The sequence below is a fragment of the Streptomyces flavotricini genome, from assembly GCF_020639365.1.
GTDB classification, from domain to species: domain Bacteria; phylum Actinomycetota; class Actinomycetes; order Streptomycetales; family Streptomycetaceae; genus Streptomyces; species Streptomyces flavotricini.
The window spans coordinates 8,590,313-8,607,835 of record NZ_JAINUL010000001.1 but is presented as its reverse complement, the minus strand read 5'-3'; the positions used below and the strand labels follow the sequence as shown (position 1 = coordinate 8,607,835).

The 17,523-nt window shown below is 69.2% G+C and carries 20 protein-coding genes and 1 pseudogene; 16 read left to right on the top strand and 5 right to left on the bottom strand.

Features of this window, described 5'->3' with window-relative positions:
* Positions 1–177 precede the first annotated feature (177 nt).
* The 12 genes from K7B10_RS39615 to K7B10_RS39560 all read left to right on the top strand — a co-directional run bounded on the left by K7B10_RS39615 (position 178) and on the right by K7B10_RS39560 (position 11,524).
* A complete protein-coding gene (locus K7B10_RS39615) occupies positions 178–762 on the top strand; it encodes a hypothetical protein (protein ID WP_229344568.1) in 585 nt (194 codons plus the stop codon).
* A gap of 668 nt (positions 763–1,430) precedes the next feature.
* Positions 1,431–1,631 (top strand): hypothetical protein, encoded by a 201-nt coding sequence (locus tag K7B10_RS39610; RefSeq protein ID WP_229344567.1) that lies wholly within the window; start codon positions 1,431–1,433, stop codon positions 1,629–1,631.
* Between the two features lie 65 nt (positions 1,632–1,696).
* Positions 1,697–2,422, top strand: a complete 726-nt coding sequence (locus tag K7B10_RS39605) for an SAF domain-containing protein (protein ID WP_229344564.1) — start codon at positions 1,697–1,699, stop codon at positions 2,420–2,422.
* Positions 2,422–3,240: a CpaE/TadZ family protein gene (locus K7B10_RS39600; RefSeq protein WP_229344562.1), complete on the top strand. Its 819-nt coding sequence runs from the start codon at positions 2,422–2,424 to the stop codon at positions 3,238–3,240. The genes K7B10_RS39605 and K7B10_RS39600 overlap by 1 nt, the downstream gene beginning before the upstream one ends.
* 22 nt (positions 3,241–3,262) lie before the next feature.
* Positions 3,263–4,813, top strand: coding sequence for a TadA family conjugal transfer-associated ATPase (locus K7B10_RS39595; RefSeq protein ID WP_267502786.1), 1,551 nt, complete (start codon positions 3,263–3,265; stop codon positions 4,811–4,813).
* Entirely contained in the window at positions 4,810–5,742 is a 933-nt protein-coding gene (locus tag K7B10_RS39590) for a type II secretion system F family protein (RefSeq protein WP_229344557.1), read from the top strand. Before K7B10_RS39595 ends, K7B10_RS39590 begins: the two co-directional genes overlap by 4 nt.
* Positions 5,739–6,629: a type II secretion system F family protein gene (locus tag K7B10_RS39585; protein ID WP_229344554.1), complete on the top strand. Its 891-nt coding sequence runs from the start codon at positions 5,739–5,741 to the stop codon at positions 6,627–6,629. The genes K7B10_RS39590 and K7B10_RS39585 overlap by 4 nt, the downstream gene beginning before the upstream one ends.
* A 27-nt stretch (positions 6,630–6,656) precedes the next feature.
* Complete coding sequence (locus tag K7B10_RS39580) at positions 6,657–6,854, top strand: hypothetical protein (protein ID WP_229344551.1); 198 nt, start codon at positions 6,657–6,659, stop codon at positions 6,852–6,854.
* 38 nt (positions 6,855–6,892) lie between these two features.
* Positions 6,893–7,336: a TadE/TadG family type IV pilus assembly protein gene (locus K7B10_RS39575; protein ID WP_267501567.1), complete on the top strand. Its 444-nt coding sequence runs from the start codon at positions 6,893–6,895 to the stop codon at positions 7,334–7,336.
* Between the two features lie 23 nt (positions 7,337–7,359).
* Positions 7,360–7,797 (top strand): TadE/TadG family type IV pilus assembly protein, encoded by a 438-nt coding sequence (locus tag K7B10_RS39570; RefSeq protein WP_372481587.1) that lies wholly within the window; start codon positions 7,360–7,362, stop codon positions 7,795–7,797.
* Positions 7,798–7,799: 2 nt separating this feature from the next.
* Entirely contained in the window at positions 7,800–8,246 is a 447-nt protein-coding gene (locus K7B10_RS39565; RefSeq protein WP_229344546.1) for a pilus assembly protein TadG-related protein, read from the top strand.
* Between the two features lie 29 nt (positions 8,247–8,275).
* The gene (locus tag K7B10_RS39560) at positions 8,276–11,524 is read left to right on the top strand and encodes a LysM peptidoglycan-binding domain-containing protein (protein ID WP_229344543.1); all 3,249 of its coding nucleotides are present in this window, start codon (positions 8,276–8,278) and stop codon (positions 11,522–11,524) included.
* 83 nt (positions 11,525–11,607) lie between these two features.
* Here the strand turns inward: K7B10_RS39560 and K7B10_RS39555 are convergent, their stop codons facing one another.
* Together K7B10_RS39555 and K7B10_RS39550 are read right to left on the bottom strand one after the other, a co-directional pair.
* Positions 11,608–12,042, bottom strand: a complete 435-nt coding sequence (locus K7B10_RS39555; RefSeq protein WP_229344540.1) for a hypothetical protein — start codon at positions 12,040–12,042, stop codon at positions 11,608–11,610.
* A 761-nt stretch (positions 12,043–12,803) separates the two neighbouring features.
* Positions 12,804–13,748, bottom strand: coding sequence for a hypothetical protein (locus K7B10_RS39550; protein ID WP_229344537.1), 945 nt, complete (start codon positions 13,746–13,748; stop codon positions 12,804–12,806).
* A gap of 121 nt (positions 13,749–13,869) precedes the next feature.
* Between K7B10_RS39550 and K7B10_RS39545 the strand changes: the two genes are divergently transcribed.
* Complete coding sequence (locus tag K7B10_RS39545; RefSeq protein ID WP_229344534.1) at positions 13,870–14,202, top strand: hypothetical protein; 333 nt, start codon at positions 13,870–13,872, stop codon at positions 14,200–14,202.
* Positions 14,203–14,444: 242 nt separating this feature from the next.
* Here K7B10_RS39545 and K7B10_RS39540 read toward each other — a convergent pair whose 3' ends face one another.
* Complete coding sequence (locus K7B10_RS39540) at positions 14,445–14,840, bottom strand: hypothetical protein (RefSeq protein WP_229344532.1); 396 nt, start codon at positions 14,838–14,840, stop codon at positions 14,445–14,447.
* Here K7B10_RS39540 and K7B10_RS39535 point away from each other — a divergent pair.
* Together K7B10_RS39535 and K7B10_RS39530 are read left to right on the top strand one after the other, a co-directional pair.
* Positions 14,839–14,979, top strand: a complete 141-nt coding sequence (locus K7B10_RS39535; protein WP_229344529.1) for a hypothetical protein — start codon at positions 14,839–14,841, stop codon at positions 14,977–14,979. The genes K7B10_RS39540 and K7B10_RS39535 overlap by 2 nt on opposite strands.
* On the top strand, positions 14,976–15,503 hold the full coding sequence (locus K7B10_RS39530; protein ID WP_229344526.1) for a DinB family protein: 528 nt from the start codon (positions 14,976–14,978) through the stop codon (positions 15,501–15,503). The genes K7B10_RS39535 and K7B10_RS39530 overlap by 4 nt, the downstream gene beginning before the upstream one ends.
* Positions 15,504–15,538: 35 nt before the next feature.
* Here K7B10_RS39530 and K7B10_RS39525 read toward each other — a convergent pair.
* Positions 15,539–15,679: pseudogene (locus K7B10_RS39525) on the bottom strand (NADPH:quinone reductase); the annotation flags it as partial.
* Between the two features lie 107 nt (positions 15,680–15,786).
* Between K7B10_RS39525 and K7B10_RS39520 the strand changes: the two are divergent.
* Positions 15,787–16,206, top strand: coding sequence for an HAD family hydrolase (locus K7B10_RS39520; RefSeq protein WP_229344524.1), 420 nt, complete (start codon positions 15,787–15,789; stop codon positions 16,204–16,206).
* Between the two features lie 60 nt (positions 16,207–16,266).
* Here the strand turns inward: K7B10_RS39520 and K7B10_RS39515 are convergent, their stop codons facing one another.
* The gene (locus K7B10_RS39515; RefSeq protein WP_229344521.1) at positions 16,267–17,049 is read right to left on the bottom strand and encodes an IS5 family transposase; all 783 of its coding nucleotides are present in this window, start codon (positions 17,047–17,049) and stop codon (positions 16,267–16,269) included.
* Between the last annotated feature and the right edge of the window lie 474 nt (positions 17,050–17,523).

The window sequence follows — 17,523 nt, the reverse complement described above, 5'->3', positions numbered from 1 at the left end:
GGCGCAAAATCAGTGTTCGCGCAACTGCACCCCAAGAACCCCATAGAGCCTGAAACGTTGACATCGTAAGGTGCCCTGCACCAACGCGGACCGCGAAGTCCGCATGCCTTGCACCAGCGATTTCACTGCCCTGAAGAACGACGCCACCCACCCAACCGAAGAGCCGGGGGTAGCTCAGTGACAACGACACGACACCACCACACCCGAACTACCCGGCTGCGCGCAGCCGCCGCCGTCACCGCGGTCGTCGCCACCCTCACCGCCGGCTGCACCACCGACGCCAAGAACGACGAGGCCGTTCCCGCGAGCCCGAGCACCTCCCTCACCGCTTCCACCGACCCCCAGGCCGCCGAAAAGGCCAGGCTCCTCGCGGCCTACGACGGCTTTTGGGCCGAGTCGGTCAAGGCATACGAAGCTGGCAGTGAAAACGGCACAAAGCTGGTGAACTTCGCGTCGGGCGACGCCCTGAACCAGACGCTCACTGACATTGAGAACATGCAGCGGGCTGGAACCGCGATGAAGGGCGCACCTGGTCACCGGGCAGAGGTCTCCGCGTTGAGCATGTCCGGCGATCGTCCGTCAGCCACCATCTCCGACTGTTTCGACCTCACCACTTGGAAGATCGTCGATCGAGCAAGCGGGCAGGTGAAGCCTTTCCCCACGGAACAGCCCATGCACTACATCACCGAGTTCAACGCGGAGATTCAGGGGGGGCAGTGGATGCTCACGAAGTTCGCCCGGCATGGGGACCGCACGTGCTGAGACCGAAGGGAGTTCCCGCCTGCATCGCCTCAGTGGCACTGGCAGCAATCTCTCTCGCTACCCCTGCTCACGCCGACGGTGGCGTGTGTGCCGGAGCTACGGGCTGGGTCAGCGTGTGCGCTGGCAAGCCTGGCCATGACGGCAACTACAGAACCGGCAGCCAGGGCAAGGGCGGAACCGGAGGAAAGCCTGCAGTTGGGCCCCCGCCCAAATTCGTATGCACGCATACTCTGCTGGACCCGCAGCCTCCCGCCGGAAGCGCAGCGTGGGAAGGGCATCAGCCAGCGGACGGTGCGGTCTACCGTAAGCAGTGCGTGTCCACTGAGTCGGTCGATGGATACGTCATCAACAGCACGGCATGGCTGGCCCAGCCGCCAGCCGAAGCCGTTGACCCGGCCGTCCTTGCTCAGCGGGCGGTGGACAGCATGCTCCTCGCCGGCCCGGCGATCGCGAGTCCACGGCCGGCCGGGCGGTACACCGTCGGGGTGCCGATGTGGCTGTGGGTGAGTCAGATTCCGACGACGTGGGGTCCTAATACGGCGTCGGCGTCGGCGGGCGGGATCACGGTGACTGCGACGGCGAGGGTGTCGTCAGTCGTGTGGGCGATGGGTGACGGGTCCAGCGTGACTTGTAAGAGCCCCGGTACCCCGTACACGGCGGGCCGCGGAATGTCACCGTCGCCAGACTGCGGGCATCTGTACCGGGCGACGTCGGCCGGGCAGTCAGCCGGTGTCTACAAGGGCACGGCGACGTCCACGTGGAGCGTGGACTGGGCGGTGACCGGTGGCGGCCGCACGGGCCAGCTGACCGAGGTCCGCCAGTCTCCGTTCACCGTGTCGGTGGGCGAGGTCCAGGTAGTCGGCCAGTAGCGGCCCCGCACTCTGCCCCCATTGCTTCTCTCCTCATCTGTTCTTCTCTTCTGGAGGCACCGCACGTGAGCACGTCCACCCAGCCTTCGACACCCCGCACGGTGCTGCCCGGGCCCGCCGGCCCGCAGGACGGCTCGGCCGCCGCTCCCCGCGTGGTGCGCCAGAGGCGACGCCGCCCCGGTCTGATCGCCCTGTCCATCGCTCTGATCGCGGCCGGGGGCCTGTCAGGCGCACTGCTGTTCACGGCATCGGGGCAACGGTCCACTGTGCTGGTGGTGGCCCGGGACGTACCGGTGGGCAATGTGATCACCGAGGCCGATCTCGCTCTGGCTTCACTCGCCCTGGACCCTACGGTCAAGGCGGTCCCCGCGGCGAAGAAGGCCGGCATGGTCGGGCAGCGTGCGGCCGTGGCCCTGAAGTCGGGTTCGCTGCTCTCCCCCGGACAGGTCACTTCTGCCTCCCTGGTCAAAGCCGGCGAGCAGCTGATCGGGGTCGCGCTCAAGCCGTCGCAGCTTCCGGCATCGCGGCTGTCGCCCGGGCAGAAGGTGCTGATCGTCTCGACGCCTGACCTGGCTCAGGCCGGTGCGGCAGCAGGGGCCGGCAAGCCAGCCGATACGACGGCGCCGGCGACGCTCGCGGCGACAGTGGTGGAGGTGGGTGTGGCTGCGCCGGCGACGGGGGTTGTGGTGGTCGACGTGGCGGTGCCCGCGGCCAGCGGGCCGACGCTGGCCGCGCGCGTGGCGACCGGCGCCGTTGCGCTGATCGTAGCCGCGCAGGACGGGGGCAGCTGATGACCGTCATTGCACTGGCCGGCGGGCTGGGTGCGCCGGGGGTGACCACGGCGGCGATGGCGCTGCTGATGACGTGGCCGATGCCGCAGGAGCACCGGGTCGTGCTGGCCGAGGCCGACCCGGACGGCGGGGCAATCCTGCCCGGCGCGCTGCAGGGCACCCTCGACAACTCTCACGGGCTGCGGAACCTTGCGGTGGCGGCGAGGCAGGGGCAGTTGGGTGAGGCGTTCTGGCGGCAGCTGGTGGACGTCACTGACGCCGGGACCCGTGACCGGCTCGTTCTGCCCGGGCTGTACGACCCGGCGCACGCCTCGGCGATGGAACCGGTGTGGCGGCCGCTCGCCAAGTTGTTCACGGGGATCGAAACCCATGGGCATGACGTGATCGTGGACCTCGGCCGCCGTGGGGCGTTCGGCCCGTCCGCGGTACTCGCGCAGGGCGCGGACGTGGTCCTGGTGGTGGCGCGTAACACTCTGCGGTCGCTGCAGAGTGCCCAGGTACGTGTGGAGGCGCTGCGCGAGGTGCTCGGCGGGAGCACCGAGCTGGGCATGCTGCTGGTGGATGAGGGCCCGTTCTCGAAGGAGGAGGTCCGCAAGCACCTGGGCATCTCGGTTACGGCGGTGCTGCCGTGGCGGCCGAAGGAGGCTGCGGTGCTCTCGGACGGGGCCGAGCAGCCCCGCCGTTTCGAGTCCGGGGAGCTGATGCGCTCGGCCCGGTCGGCCGCGTTGCGGATTCAGGAGCTTGTGGCTGTGCGCCGTACGCGTTTGGCTCCGCCTGCCGGGCCAGGTGCCGGACGGGTGGTGACCGGTGCGCGCTAACCCCCTGCACAACAACCCCCAGATGCCCGCCGGCTCGCTTCATGCCCGGCTGGCCGGCTCCCGCAGCCCGGCAGCTCCCGTACCGAGCGGGCATCTTGGCGCCCAGCCGGTGAATCCGAGGGTGCCGCTGCCCGCGACGGCCACGCCCGGCACTTCCCCGCCGACACAGGCACACGCGCAGGCTCAGGCGGCTTCGCCGGTCATCGACTACGCGGTGGTCCGGCTGATCAAGAAGGAGGTCGGGGAGCGGCTGACCGAGCTGCTGCGGGCCCGGCCGGGCATGAGTACGGCGGCGCAGGAGCAGCAGGGCCGGCATCTGATCAATGAGCAGGTGGCGGTGTGGTCGGATGCCGAAGCCGTCAAACGCGGCGTGGCGACCTCTGCGGCCGAGGACGCCGCGATCGCCCAGGCCGTGTTTGATCTGCAGTTCCGGGCTGGGCGTCTGCAGCAGCACCTGGACAACACCCTGGTGGAGAACATCTTCATCAACGGGTTCGCGGATGTGTGGCTGGACTTCACCGACGGGCGGCGTGTGCGGGTGGCGCCGGTCGCGGACTCCGACGAGGAGCTGCGCGAATTGCTGCGTGATCTGGCCAGGCGCACCACCGGCCAGGCCGAGCGGAGTCTCTCGACCGCGGATCCGTTCCTGGCTCTGCGGCTAGCGGACGGGTCGCGTCTGCAGGCGGTCATCGACGTCACGCCGGGCACGTACGTGACCATCCGCCGGCACAGCATGCGCCACGCAGACCTGCCCGAGCTGGTCGGCCGCGGCATGCTCGACACCACGTTGGAGGCCTTCCTGCGGGCGTGTGTGCGCGCGGAGAAGAACGTGATGATCGTGGGTGGTCAGGCGGCGGGCAAGACGACGCTGCTGCGGGCCCTGCTCAAAGAGATCGATCCGGACGAGCGGTTCGCGACGCTAGAGACGGAGTACGAGCTCTTCGCCCACGAGAACGGGCACCACCGGCAGGTGGTGCCAATGGAGGCACGCGAGTCCAACGGCGAAGTGGTCGCCGGCGCCGCGGCCGGTGAGATCACGCTCATGGACCTGATGTACCGGGCGCTGCGCATGACGCTCACGCGGATCGTGGTCGGTGAGGTCCGCGGCCCGGAGATCGTCGCGATGCTCCAGGCCATGACGAACGGTGCGGGCGGCAACCTGTGCACCCTGCACGCCATCCACCCCTCCGTCGTCTTCGACCGGATCGCCGAGCTCTACCTCCTCGCCCAGGCCAACATGTCGGAGTCGCTCGCCTACCGGCAAGCCGCCAACGGGCTCCACTTCATTGTGTTCGTCTCCTCTGTGGACGAGACGAAAATCGGCGGCCACCGCCACCGGTTCGTCTCACACGTCCTGGAGGTCACCGGGATCGGCGAGGGCGGACGCCCCGAGACGAACACCGTCTTCGGCCCGCGCCCGGAATGGGGCGAGCACCGCGCCGTCCCGCTGATGCACCCGCGGTGCATTCCCGACCTGCGCCGGGCCGGATTCGACGCCGGCCTGCTGAACGACCCGTCCGGGGCGTGGGGTGCGCCGCTGCCGCTGCTGGTGACCGAGGGGGCGGCGCTGTGACCGTGCTGCTGTGGGTGCTGGCTGGCCTGGCCGTCGCTGGCGGGCTGGTCGGCCTGGTCGCCGGGATCGCCGGGACAACCGCGCCGAAGGGGCCCGGTGCCACGGCCCGGCTGCGGGCCGGGCGGCATCTGGCGACGCGGGACGAGCACATGGCCTGCCGTACCCGTCTGATCGGCGGAGCCCTGGCCGGGGTGCTGCTGTGGCTGATCAGCGGGGTGTTCATCGCCGGGGTGATGGTGTTCCTCGCGGTCATCGGGGTGCCGTGGCTGCTGTCACCGACGAAGTCAGCCGCGGCGCGGATCGCCAAACTGGAAGCCCTCGGCGACTGGACCCAGCGACTGGCCAACGTTCTGCGGCTGGGCCGCGGGCTGGACGAGGCGTTGCAGGTCTCCCGCCGGGGCTGCCCCGAGGACATCACGGGTGAGGTGGCCGACCTGGTGGACCGGCTTCATGTCGGATGGCGGCCGGTGGACGCGCTGTGGGAGTTCGGCGACCAACTGGGCGACGTGACGGCGGACAAGGTGGTGGCCGCCCTCGTACTGTCGGCCGCCGACCGCGGCCCGGGTCTAGCCCAGGCCCTGGAAGACCTCGCGGAGTCCGTCCACGAGGAGGTGGCGCGCCGCCGGGCGATCGAGGCCGACCGGGCCAAGCCGCGCACCACGATGCGGTGGATGACGATCATCACCCTCGGCGTGATCGGATGCGGGTTCTTCATCCCTTCCTACACCGCCCCGTACGGCACCCTGCTCGGGCAACTCGTGCTGGCGGTCCTGCTGGCCGGGTTCGTCGGAGTCCTCGCACTGATGCGGCAGATCGCCGACATCAAGCCCGTCCCCCGCTTCCTGATCGCCGATACCCGCAGCGCCGTCACCCCCGCCCCCACCCTCGGGGACGGCGCCGAGGAACCCACCGTGGAGGTGATGGCATGATGCCCGTCGCAGCGATCCTGTCCGGCGCGGCCATCGGAGCCGGCGGCGCCCTGCTCATCCGGGAAGTCCTGCGGCCCGCACCCGCCCTCGGACCCGCGCTGCGCCGCCTCAACCAGCCCGCACCCACCCCCACCACCCCGTCCGGCGAGGCGGGAACCGACCGGGACGAGCGGTGGGGGCAGTGGCTGCTGGAGCGTCTCGCCGACGTCCCCGGCTTCCGGATCCCCTGTAAAGATCTCGCTCTGACCGGGAGTACGCCTGCACGGTTCGTCCTGACCAAGGTTGCTTTGGCCGGGGCCGGGCTGCTGCTTCCGCCGCTGTCCACGGTGCCGCTGCTGCTCCTGGGCCTGCCCCTGTACCTGCCGGCGATCGTGGGCATCCTCGCCGCCGTCGTCCTGTGGTTCGCCCCCGACCTCGCCCTGCGCGACAAGGCCAAGCGGGCCAGGGCGGAGTTCGCGCACGCCATGGCCGCCTACCTCGACCTGGTCGCCCTGCGCCGGGCCGGGAACGTCTCGGCCGAACAGGCCATGGAGCAGGCCGCAACGGTGGGGCAGGGGTGGGCGTTCCAGCGGATCCGGGCGGCGCTGGCGCAGTCGAGGGTGGACAAGGTGGCGCACTGGGAGTCTTTGGCCCGTCTGACCGCCGAACTGGACCTGCCGGTCATGGACGACCTCGCGGCGATCATGCGGCAGTCCGCCGACGACGGCGCCTCCGTCTACACCACGCTGCGCTCGCGCGCCCGCAACCTGCGCACCGAACTCCTCGCCCAGCAGGCTGCGGACGCCAACAGTGACAGCGAGAAGATGACCGCCCCCGGCGCGCTGCTCGCCGTCCTGGTCATGCTCCTGATCGCCTTCCCCGCCATCATCCGCATGCTCACCACCTGACCCGACCCGAACAGAGGGAGTCACACCATGAAGACGCTCGTGCGCCTGAACGTCGCCCTGCGCTCGCACTGGGAGAAAGTCCAGGCCCATGCCTCCGAGGACCGGGGCGACATCTCCATCACGACCATCATCATCTGGGTCGCTGCCGTCGCCGGGGCCCTGGCCATCGCCGGAACCATCGGCATCGTCGTCACCAAGTACAACGCCAAACTCTCCGGCATCTAGCAACAGCGAAAGGGGAAGAGGGGGACGCAGTGGCGCGTATGGCGCGGAGACGACTGGCCTGCAGCGGGCGGGCCGGGGGGTGGCCGGCGGCACTTCGGCGACGGCTTGCCGGGGATCGGGGGGAGGCGTCGATCCAGATGGCGATCATCTTCCCGTTCGTCATCCTGGTGACCGTCGCCGTGGTCCAGGCCGCGATGTGGGTCCACGCCCGTAGCATCGCGCTGACCGCAGCTCGCGAGGGCGTCGCCGCCGCACGCGTCTACCAGGCTCCCGACGGCGCGGGAGCAGCCCGCGCCCTAGAGACCCTCGGCCGGATTGCGGGCGACAGCCTCACGGCCACCTCCGTCAGCACCTCCGGAAGCTCTGCAACCGACGTGCGGGTCACGGTCACCGGCAGCGCCCCCTCCCTCATTCCCGGAGTGGGCGGGTTGTCCGTGTCGCAGTCGGCCGGTGCGCCGAGGGAGAGGTGGACGACCCCGTGACCACCACCGGGTTCATGAAGTGGATGCGGCGGCCTACCGCGGGGGGTGACCGGGGCAGTGAGACCATCGCGGCCGCGATCGTCACCCCTCTGCTGCTGATCCTGCTGTGCCTGGCCATCGGCGGCGGGCGGATCGTCATGGCCGGCTCGAAGGTCGATGCGGCCGCAGAGGACGCGGCCCGCGCCGCATCCATCTCCCGCACTTATACCAGCGCACAGTCCGAAGCGACGGCTGCGGCCGCCCGCTCCCTTAACGACCAAGGCATCCACTGCGCCTCCACCAGCACCAGCGTCGACGCCTCCGGCCTCGCCGTACCGGTCGGGCAGGTAGGCACGGTGACGGTGACCGTCTCCTGCACCGTCGCGATGAGCGACCTGCTGCTGCCCGGAGCTCCGGGATCCAAGACGATGACCAGCCGCTTCACGTCCGTTGTAGACGCCTACCGCTCCCGGGAGAGCTGAACATGCAGGACCTGCGCGCCTGGTGGCACAGCCGCCTACAGGAAGACCGGGGCGGGATCGCCGTGTACACGGCGATCGTCACCGTGGCCCTGTTGGCGATCATCGGGCTGGCCATCGATGGCGGCGGCAAACTCCGCGCGACCGAACGCGCCGATGCCGTGGCGATGGAGGCGGCCCGGGCAGCCGGGCAGGCGATCGACCCCGCGGCCGCCGTCACCGGGACCGCCGTCCGTGCCGATCCCGCGGCCGCCCAGGCGGCCGCGCAGGCCTACCTCGCCCGCGCCGGTACCCAGGGCAGCGCCGCCTTCTCCGCTGACGGCGCCCAGCTGACCGTGACCGTTCACGACAGCTACCCGACCAAGTTCCTGGCCATCGCCGGCATCGGATCGATGGACGTCACCGGGCACGGCTCCGCCCGCCTGCTCTACGGCACCACCCAGCCTCAATAGCCCACCGCTCCACGCGAGAAGGACCGGTCATGCCGAAGCCCACCCCCGCCCCCACCCCGCCGCGGCGGCACGGCGGCGCTCAGACCGCGGCCGCGCTGCTGCGTGGTCTGCTCTCCCTGACTGTGCTGGCCGCTCTGCTGGCCGGACTGCCCGCCCTGCTGTGGTGGGGCAGCGCCCTTGTCGGGCCGCCCGGACTCGCCGCCCTGACCAGCCTGCTGTCCACCGAGGACTCCGGACAGGTCTTCCTCCTGCTCCTGGCCTGCGCCGGATGGGCCGGATGGGCGTGCTTCATCCTCGCCGTCCTGCTGGAAATCCCCGCCCAGCTCCGCGGCCGCACCGCACCCCAGATCCGCGGCCTGCTCGGCCAGCGGGCCGCCGCCGCACTCGTCGGCACCGTCCTGCTCGCCCTGCCGGCCGGCACAGCCCTCGCCGCCCCCGCCACCGCAGCCCCCGCCGGCACCCCGGTCATCAGCGCGAGCGCCGCCCCCGTCCCGGGGACACACAGCGGCACGGCACGATCAGAAGCCTCAGCACCGACCGCCGACACAGCCGTCACCCACACCGTCCGCGACGCACGGCCCGCTGAGAGCCTGTGGTCGATTGCCGCCGAACGCCTCGGCGACGGCGAGCGGTGGGGCGACATCGCCGCCCTCAATGAAGGCCACGCCATGACGGACGGCAGCGTCTTCCACGCGGACTGGCCCATCCAGCCCGGATGGATCCTGCAGCTTCCCGCCGACGCTCGCCCGGCCGCGACCGGTGGAGAACACCCGCAGCAGACCGGGACAGCGCCTGAGACGTACACCGTCCGGGAAGGCGACAGCCTGTCCGGCATCGCCGCGACCACGCTGGGCAACGCCGACCGATACCAGGAGATCTTCGACCTGAACAAGGGCCAAACCCTGCCCGACGGCGGCGTGTTCACGGACCCCGATCTGATCCACCCGGGCCAGTGGCTCACCCTCCCCCAGCCCGCCACTGCCCCGACCGCCCCACCGCAGACCCCACCTCCCGCTCCGGCACCCGCCGCACCCGCCGCACCCGCAGGAACGGCAACACCTGCACCGGCCTCCTCCCCCGCAGCATCAGCATCCTCACCCGCGAGACCCGAACCCGCGCCGTCAACTGCAGGTCCCTCGGTCGGTATCCCACCGCAGACCACCCCCACCCCGGCCACGCCATCCCCCAGTGACACCACCGCCCCAAGCACCAAGAGCCCCGCGAACATCAACTGGGCGCTGGTCGCAGGGATCGGCACCCTGCTGGCCGCCTCCCTGGCCGGCGCCCTCGGGATCCGCCGGATCCTCCAACAGCGCCAGCGCCGCGCCGGACAGACCATCGCCCAAGACCCGGACCCCACCACCGTGGAGCAAGTCCTGGGCACGGCCCTCGAGCCGGACGCAGTCGGGCTCCTCGACCGTGTCCTGCGCACCCTCGCCCACCACGCCGCCGAGGCAGAACGCGAACTGCCTGCCCTGCGCGGGGCCCGAATCGATGCCCACGGCATCACCCTGCTGCTCGACGAGCCTGCCGAGCCTGTCACCCCCTTTGCCACCGGCGACGACCCACGAGCCTGGGCCCTGGACGCCCAAGCGATGCTGCTGCCCGCCGACCAGGCGGGCGACGTCCAAGCCCCGTACCCGGGACTGGTCACCCTCGGCGCGACCGAGACAGGTCTACTGCTTGCCGATCTCATGACATGCCGCGTACTGCTCCTGGACGGCGAAGCCGACGAAGTCCTCGAAGTCGCCCGCGCCCTCGCCCTGGAGCTCGGCACCTGTGCCTGGACCGACTACAGCGAAATCCTCACCACCGGACTGGGCGCCCGCCTGGCCGGGCTCCTGCCCCAGGGCCGCATCCGCACCATGCCCCACCTGCCTGCCGTCGCCGCCGACCTCGGCGAACTCCTCCTCGAAGCCCACCAGAGCGGTGAGCAGGTGCTGCCCTGGCTGCTCATCGGCGCCAGCGACGGCGAGCAGGAACACGTCACCCAGCTCGCTGACGCCCTCGCCGCTGCCCGCACTCTGCACACTGCCGTCGTCCTGCCTGCTACCGACACCACCCGGCGCGCGTTCCCCCATGCCGAAATCCTCAACACCACGCGAGATCAAGACGTCCGCCTCGCGCTACTGGACGAGCCGGTGACCTTGCAGCGGATCACTGACGAGCAGTACCTGCAGTACGTCCACGCACTTCAGGTATCCGTGCAGGAACCCACGACCGCGACCGGGGCATGGGAGTTCGCCGAGGCCCACGACCAGCCAGCTGCCACCAGCACGCCTTTGATCATGCGGGTGACCAGCGAGGGCGCTCACGACCCGGGCAACCCCTTCCCCGCCCTCCTTGCGGCCACCACCGCAGGCGACGCCGCGGCTACCGACACCAACCCCTTGAATACGGCCGAGGCTGCCGACACCAAGGACCAGCCCTCAGCCGGTACGCCGGACGAGCACGCCCGCCCGCGCCAGCCCAGCGAACTCATCCCCGCAGCCCGGACCACAGCCGAACAGAACGACGATGACACGGCCGTCTGTATCGAGATGCTGGGACCGTTGCGCATCACGGGCGGTCTCGGATCCGCGCACAGCCCCCGCAACAACGCCATCGCAGCTTTGATCCACCTGCGCCCGGGGCGTAGCGCCGAGTACCTGTGCCAGGCCATGGACCCCGTCCACCCGTGGTCCACCCGCACCCTGCATTCACGCCTGTCCGAGCTCCGCAACCAGATCGGCCTGACCTACGACGGATACCCGCTGCTTCCGCGGCCCAAGAACGGCAGCGGGTACACCTTCCACCCAGCCGTCACCTCCGACTGGGACCGCTTCCGGCAGCTGGCCTCGCACGGGCTGGCCGAAGGCCCCAAGGGGGGCATCCCGGATCTGGAGAGGGCGATGGGGCTGATCCGCGGCAAGCCGTTCGACGGCCGGGCCCTGCCCTGGGCCGATCATGTCATCCAAGACATGCTGTCGAGGATCACCGACACCGCTCATACCCTCGCGCGCTGGCACACCGACGGGGCCAACCCCGACCTCGACGCCGCCCGCCGCACCGTCCGGCAAGGCCTCGATGTCGAAGAGACCTCGGAAGTCCTCTACCGGGACCTACTCCACATCGAATCGGCAGCTGGCAACACCGCCGCCATCCGCAAGACCATCGCCCGCCTGCAGCAGATGGCCCGCACCTACGACATCACCCTCGACACCCTCACCGAGGACACCATCGACCGCGTCCTGTCCGGGCGGCCCTCCCGCACGACAGCCGGGACCACGGTGACCTGATACCCAGCACGGCATAGACGGGTGTGGGCCCCTGCAGTTGCAGGGGCCCACACCCATTTCAGAGCGGGCCGGCGGTCTAGCGTTCAGGCGAGTGCAGCCACCCCGTGACGGGCAGCGGCGAGAAGTTCGGCACGGGCCTGCCACTCACCGGCAGGCTGCCGCGTCACCCACTCCTCCCGCACTTCCGCCACCGCCGCGCACACCGCCCGCACTTCTGCAGCCATCGCTTCGTCCAAGGCACCCAGCTGCGGACCGGTGACGACCACCGGCCCGTAGAAGCCGTAGGTGATCTCCATCCTCCGCCACACGGACGCCAGCACCCACGCTGGCAGATTCATCGCCAGCCGCTCAGCCTGACCCTTCCCATGCACATGGAACTGGGTCCTGCGGTGGTAGACCGCCGCATCCGCCGGACCGCCCACAGCCGTGCGCACCACCTGCCGCCGCCCCGCATCGTCACCCGGCCAGGGCAGCACGACGACCGCGCCACCCACATCGATCCGTAAGACCGTGCCCACGTCACCCTCCTCATCAACACGTCCATCGTCAGCCTAGAAGCGATCGACCGGCATGGACCGACAAACCGGGACCAACCAAGTCCCCGGATAGCTCACCAGCCCTGGCACAGCCGCGCCTCACTTCCGTCGACCGGTGAGCAGGCTGCCAGTGACCGGGCGTGCAGAGGTGTAAGGGGCTGAGGCCGGGGAATCGGCCATGACCGAGGGAGGCCTGATCGGTCACCGCCCATCCCGACCATCGGTGACCGGTCACACCGCAGGTCAAAGGGGTGCGTGCTGTTGGACCGGTCACGGCAGAAAACGCCGAGCACGACGACGTGCTCGCCGACGTGGGCCGCTCGCGACCGGCTTACTGGTGACTTCGCACCGGCGAGGTGACAGCCGGTCACTCACCGACTTCGTCACCGATTTCGTCACCGGATTGGTCACCGAATCAGTCACCAGTCGCGCCGTCACCAGAGCCGTGACCGGTCACCGGTCACGCCACAAGTTCACCAGTCTTCGGTCACCGAAGACCGGTCAACAGTCACGGAGGCACCGGTCACCAGTCATCAGCCACGAGACATCAGTCATGCGGGGGGGGCGGTCAGCTTCAGGCCGAGCGGAGGTGAGCACGCCCCTGCTGCCGACGCTGCTCGGTGAGGTGCTTGCAAGCGTCGCCGCGGACATCCCCATCACCTCGATTTCGTTTGAAGGCCCGCGGTGTCGACCGACCACGCGAGGGGTCGTGGGGCTGGGATGTCGCGGGGGTTGCGCCGCGCTCACGATCCGCCATTGGCACCCAGGTATCGGGCACGCTTTTGATGCTGCTCTCTTGCGAGGTACCGGCGGAGCCGGGAGCCCTCAGGGCACCAAATCTCGCGCGGGCATCGGTCACAGGTGGCCACATGGCCTTGGTAGTTGGCGGCGGCGGAATCCGGGGCAGCGCGTAATCCCTGCCGCGCATAGCTGGGACTGTTCTGCATGCCTGCGTCAGGCGAGGGTGAATCTTGCTTGGCCGGGGCGGCCGCATCCACCTGAGGTGGGTCAACTGCGGCGGCTTCCTCGTGGTGTAAGGCTTGGTAGCCCCTGGTAGAGGCGTCACCTGACGCCCTCTGATCTGTCACGTGACGCCCCGTGGAGTGGTCATGTGACGCTTCCTGCTTCATCGCGGCGTCATCACAGGCGGCGTCAGATGATGCTTCCTGCGCTTCAGGAGCCGCTTCCTCAGACCGCTTCATATGACGCCCTGTGGGTACGGCCCGCTTGTGGCGCAAGCGCCGGTCGTGCTCTGAACTGGACAACACGATCAGGGCGCGCTCCCAGTCGAGTCCCCTGCCGGTCTCTGTGTCGGCGCCGAGCGGGAAGGTGCACGCATAGGTTGCGGGCTTGGGGTTTCGTCCGCCGCGCGCGTTGGCTGTTTTCCTGATGAGTTGCATGGACTCGGCCGCGATGAGCACCTTTTGCACGGTGTCCTTGCTGCAACGCCCCACTGCCATGAGCGTGTCGATCCCCAGAAAAGCGTTCGTGCCGTCTTCGTTCGCGGCCTGCCCCACGGCTTGCAGAATCGCGAAGAACTGCGCGCCCAGAAACTTCCGTTGCGGTTGATCTTTGCCGGCTTTGGGGACGTGCTTGGCGGCTCGGATCAGGAACCAGCGCCAAGAGTGCGCCGGCGCCCAACCGCGTGTGGCGGCTCCAGACCCGTCCTCGTTTTCGCGGTCGATCATGTTGACGAGACTACACGCAAGGTTTCCCTGAGGGCAACCAAGTGCGCATCAGAGAAACAATGATGGCGGTTGAGCGGCCCTGATGGTCACGGCTACAGCCGAGATCGCTATGATGCGAACCATGGACAAGACGGCGAAGCAGCTCGCCCTGGAGGCGGTAACCGAGCTGGAGCTCAGATTCATCGAAGCCGTGGAACACGGAAGGCTCCGCGCGGAGCTGACCTACGAACAGCTCGGCAGCTACCTCGGCATGTCCAAAAGCCAGATCAGCAAACGCCAGGACGGCCTGATCAAATACACCATCCGCGAGATGTACTACATCGGCCAACTCTTCGGCATCGACCCCCTCGTCATGGCCGCAGGACTCGGCTCATGGCTCAACGAAATCGATCCCGCACGAGTCCTCCACCGCCTGGACGACCTGGCGTCCACTCAGACACCCAGACAACAGTGATCGCCAAGTGCGAGCAAGCGGTGGAGCAGCGCTCCCATCAAGCCCCGCCCGAGGCTGTACCTGACCTGACACCGCCCGAATGCCTCCAGCCGCAGCAGACCCGACCGGTCCTGGCCGGTCCGATCAGACAGCCCGCACGCTGATACTTTCAGCACAGCAGGGCACATCGAGCAGCAAAGCAAGGTGCGCCACTGCGCAGGCTGTGGCCTGAGGTAGTACGGGCTCTGCCCGCCATCCAGTTCCTAAAGCGGTGCCCTGTCGCCGATGTCCCGGGTGAACTCGCAGGCGACGCGATCGATACCCTGGAACCGCACGCACAGCTTCGTGTCCGCGTCCTGCTGGAAGCGCCCCCACGTATAGCTCAGCGTCTTGCCCTTTCGGGTTGCCGTCTTGGGCCCGTAGTACCGCTTCCCGTTCACGTAAAGGGACACTTCGCGCGCCTTCACGCTCCTCCCCGGGTTGGCCCAGATCGCAGTGGGCGTGTTCCAGAAGTTGCTGCCATCCAACCGGATACAGATCTGAGGGCCGGAGACGTGATGCGTGCACGAGCTGGAATCCGCAGCTGCCGGTCCCGCCGTCGACAGCGCCGCAACGACCGCCAGGGCAGCAGCCGCATTCAGGTAAATGATCTTCCGCATGCCCGTTCAACAGCTCACCCGTGCCAGCACGACACGGCAGGGCACTGACATCCACACCGACGAGCGATCCCTGTTCGAACGGGCAGTCACCGCCACCATCTGTGAGGACGGCCCCGCCGCCGCTAAGGTGGTCGTGTGACGGACGACTGCGGGGAATGCGGGTTCACCTACGACCTCAATCTAGCGCCCTCGGTCGCCTCACTGGCCCGGGATCAAGCGGCGCAGTTCGCGGACTTCCTGCACGGGCCGCACGCCTCAGCGCCGCGGCCGGCCCCTGGGATCTGGTCGCCGCTCGAGTACGCCTGCCACGTCCGAGACGTCCTGCTCGTCCAGCGTGAGCGGGTACTGGTCGCCCGCCGCAGCAACACCCCGGTAGCCGAGCCCATGGGCCGCGACGAACGCGTCGAGCACGACGGCTACGCCCTCCAGGACCCCGCCGCCGTCGCCCGGCAGCTCACCGACGCGGCGGCACTGTTCGCCAACGTCCTGGACCGCCTGCCGCCCGACCACTGGGACCGCACCCTCGTCTACAGCTACCCCGAGCCCGCCGAGCGGACTGTGCGCTGGCTCGCCGTGCACACCCTGCACGAGCTGCGCCACCACCTGCACGACGCCCACCGCCAAGCCCCGAAGCCGCATCCCGGGCAGACCGCCGAAGCCTGACCAACCCCCTCCGGCGGCGTCTTCGCACGCCCAACGGCCGAGCCGACGCCTTCGGGTACCCCCACCACGTCCGCGGCGTCGAGGGCGACGTGGCTCGCCCAGCCCCCGGTCTTCGCCAAGGCGGCCACCCGCCGGCCCAGCAGGCCGGAGCCGACACCGTCGCCGACCGCCAGCACCACAGGGCGGCGTCGATCCAGGCGGGGCCACGCATCGCCCATGCCCAGTCGATCATCCACACCCGGCCGCTTCGTTCGACCATGAAGTTGGTGGCGGCGGGATCAGAATGCACGAGCCGGTCCCCTGTCAGGAGTTCCTGGACGGCGGGGTCGCAGTATTCGCCCCAGCGGTCCCTTTCGATGCCGTGTTTTCGGCCGAAGACGACGAACACGGCAAACCCCACTCGGGCGCCTATCTCCGCGCAGCCGCCGCCCTCGGCGCGTCACCCGACGAATGCATTGTGATCGAGGACTCGCTCAACGGCGTCCTCGCTGGCGTGTCAGCCCAGATGACGGTCGTCGCCGTTCCCGAGGCCGCTGATCGCTGCGATCCTCGCTTTGCGATTGCCACTCTGGTACTGGAGTCCCTCAAGGATCTCGATACCTCTGTATTCGGCGCGTATGTGTCCGGGGGGAGCCGGGACGCCACGTGGGCATCGCGTGCTGCGGATCCTCAACCGTTCCGCGAACCAGATCGTGCTGTATGACGCCCTCGATCGTGGGTTCGGGCCTTCACGGGTGAAGGCCCGAACCCACCTCGGGACGGTTCACGCTCGCCGCCGGGCCAGCCGGCGGCTCATGAGCATCGTCATCGACCACAGCACCATCTGCTCATGCACGGCGGGCAGCGTCTCGTAGTCGCGCACCAGGCGCCGCGAGCGCATCAGCCAGCTCAGCGTGCGTTCCACCACCCAGCGTCTGGGCAGTACCACGAACCCCGAGGCGTCGTCGCTGCGCTTGACGATCTCCAGAGCGAGCCCCAGTTGCTGCTTCGCCCAGCCGACCAGACGACCCGCGTAGCCGCCGTCGGCCCACACCAGGACGATCCTGCGATAGCAGGCCCGGACACGTTCCAGCAGCGGCATCGCGGCGTCCCGGTCCGTCACGTTTGCCGCGGTGACCATCACGGCCAGCAGCAGCCCCAGGCAGTCGACCACGATGTGCCGCTTGCGCCCCGGCACCTTCTTGGCCCCGTCGTAGCCGCGGGTGGCCGCCGGCACCGTGGCCGCCGCCCGCAGTGACTGCGCGTCGATCACCGCCGCGGTCGGCTCCGGATCGCGGCCGGCCTCCTCGCGGACCAAGCCGCGCAACCGGTCGTGCAGTTCCGCGAGCAAGCCCTTCACACGCCACCGCCGCGCGAAGGCGTAGACGCGGTCCCACGCCGGGAAGTCGCCCGGCATCGCTCGCCAGGTGATGCCGCCCGCCACCAGATAGCGAACAGCGTCCAACATCTGTCGGTGGCAGTACCCCTCCGGCTGCCCGCCGCGCCCCTCCAGCCACAGTGGCACCGGCAGACAGTCGCGCACGAGGGCCCATTCCGCGTCCGTCATGTCCGACGGATAGCGCGGTGCACGTCCAGGGCGATCACCCGCGTTCCCGAACCGGTGAGCGAGGCAATCACACGATGGGGCAGCCCAGTTGGACCCCACGCGAACGAGAGCGTGCGACTGCAAGAACAGGGCCTCCTGGTGTGCTCCGGCTTCGACAACCATGAGCTGAACCGGAGGCCCTGCCTTCATGCGCGCACAAGCGAGAGATCACCCGACAGAGTCGCCACACTCGAACCGATGTCCACCATGATCGGTACGACAACAGCTTCTTATGTCAGCCCAGGTGGCTGTTCTCGTTCAGTTGCCTCGGGGATGGGAAAGCAGGCCTGCCCGTGATATTGCCACCGTATCGCCGAGAAGGGCGCTTGCCGTAAATCCGCATCAAGCACACAGGCTCCCTGGGCCCCTGCGCCCAGCTCGCCCTCACAACCCGTGCCAGATGCTGAGGGAGGTCAGAGACTCCATCATCGAACT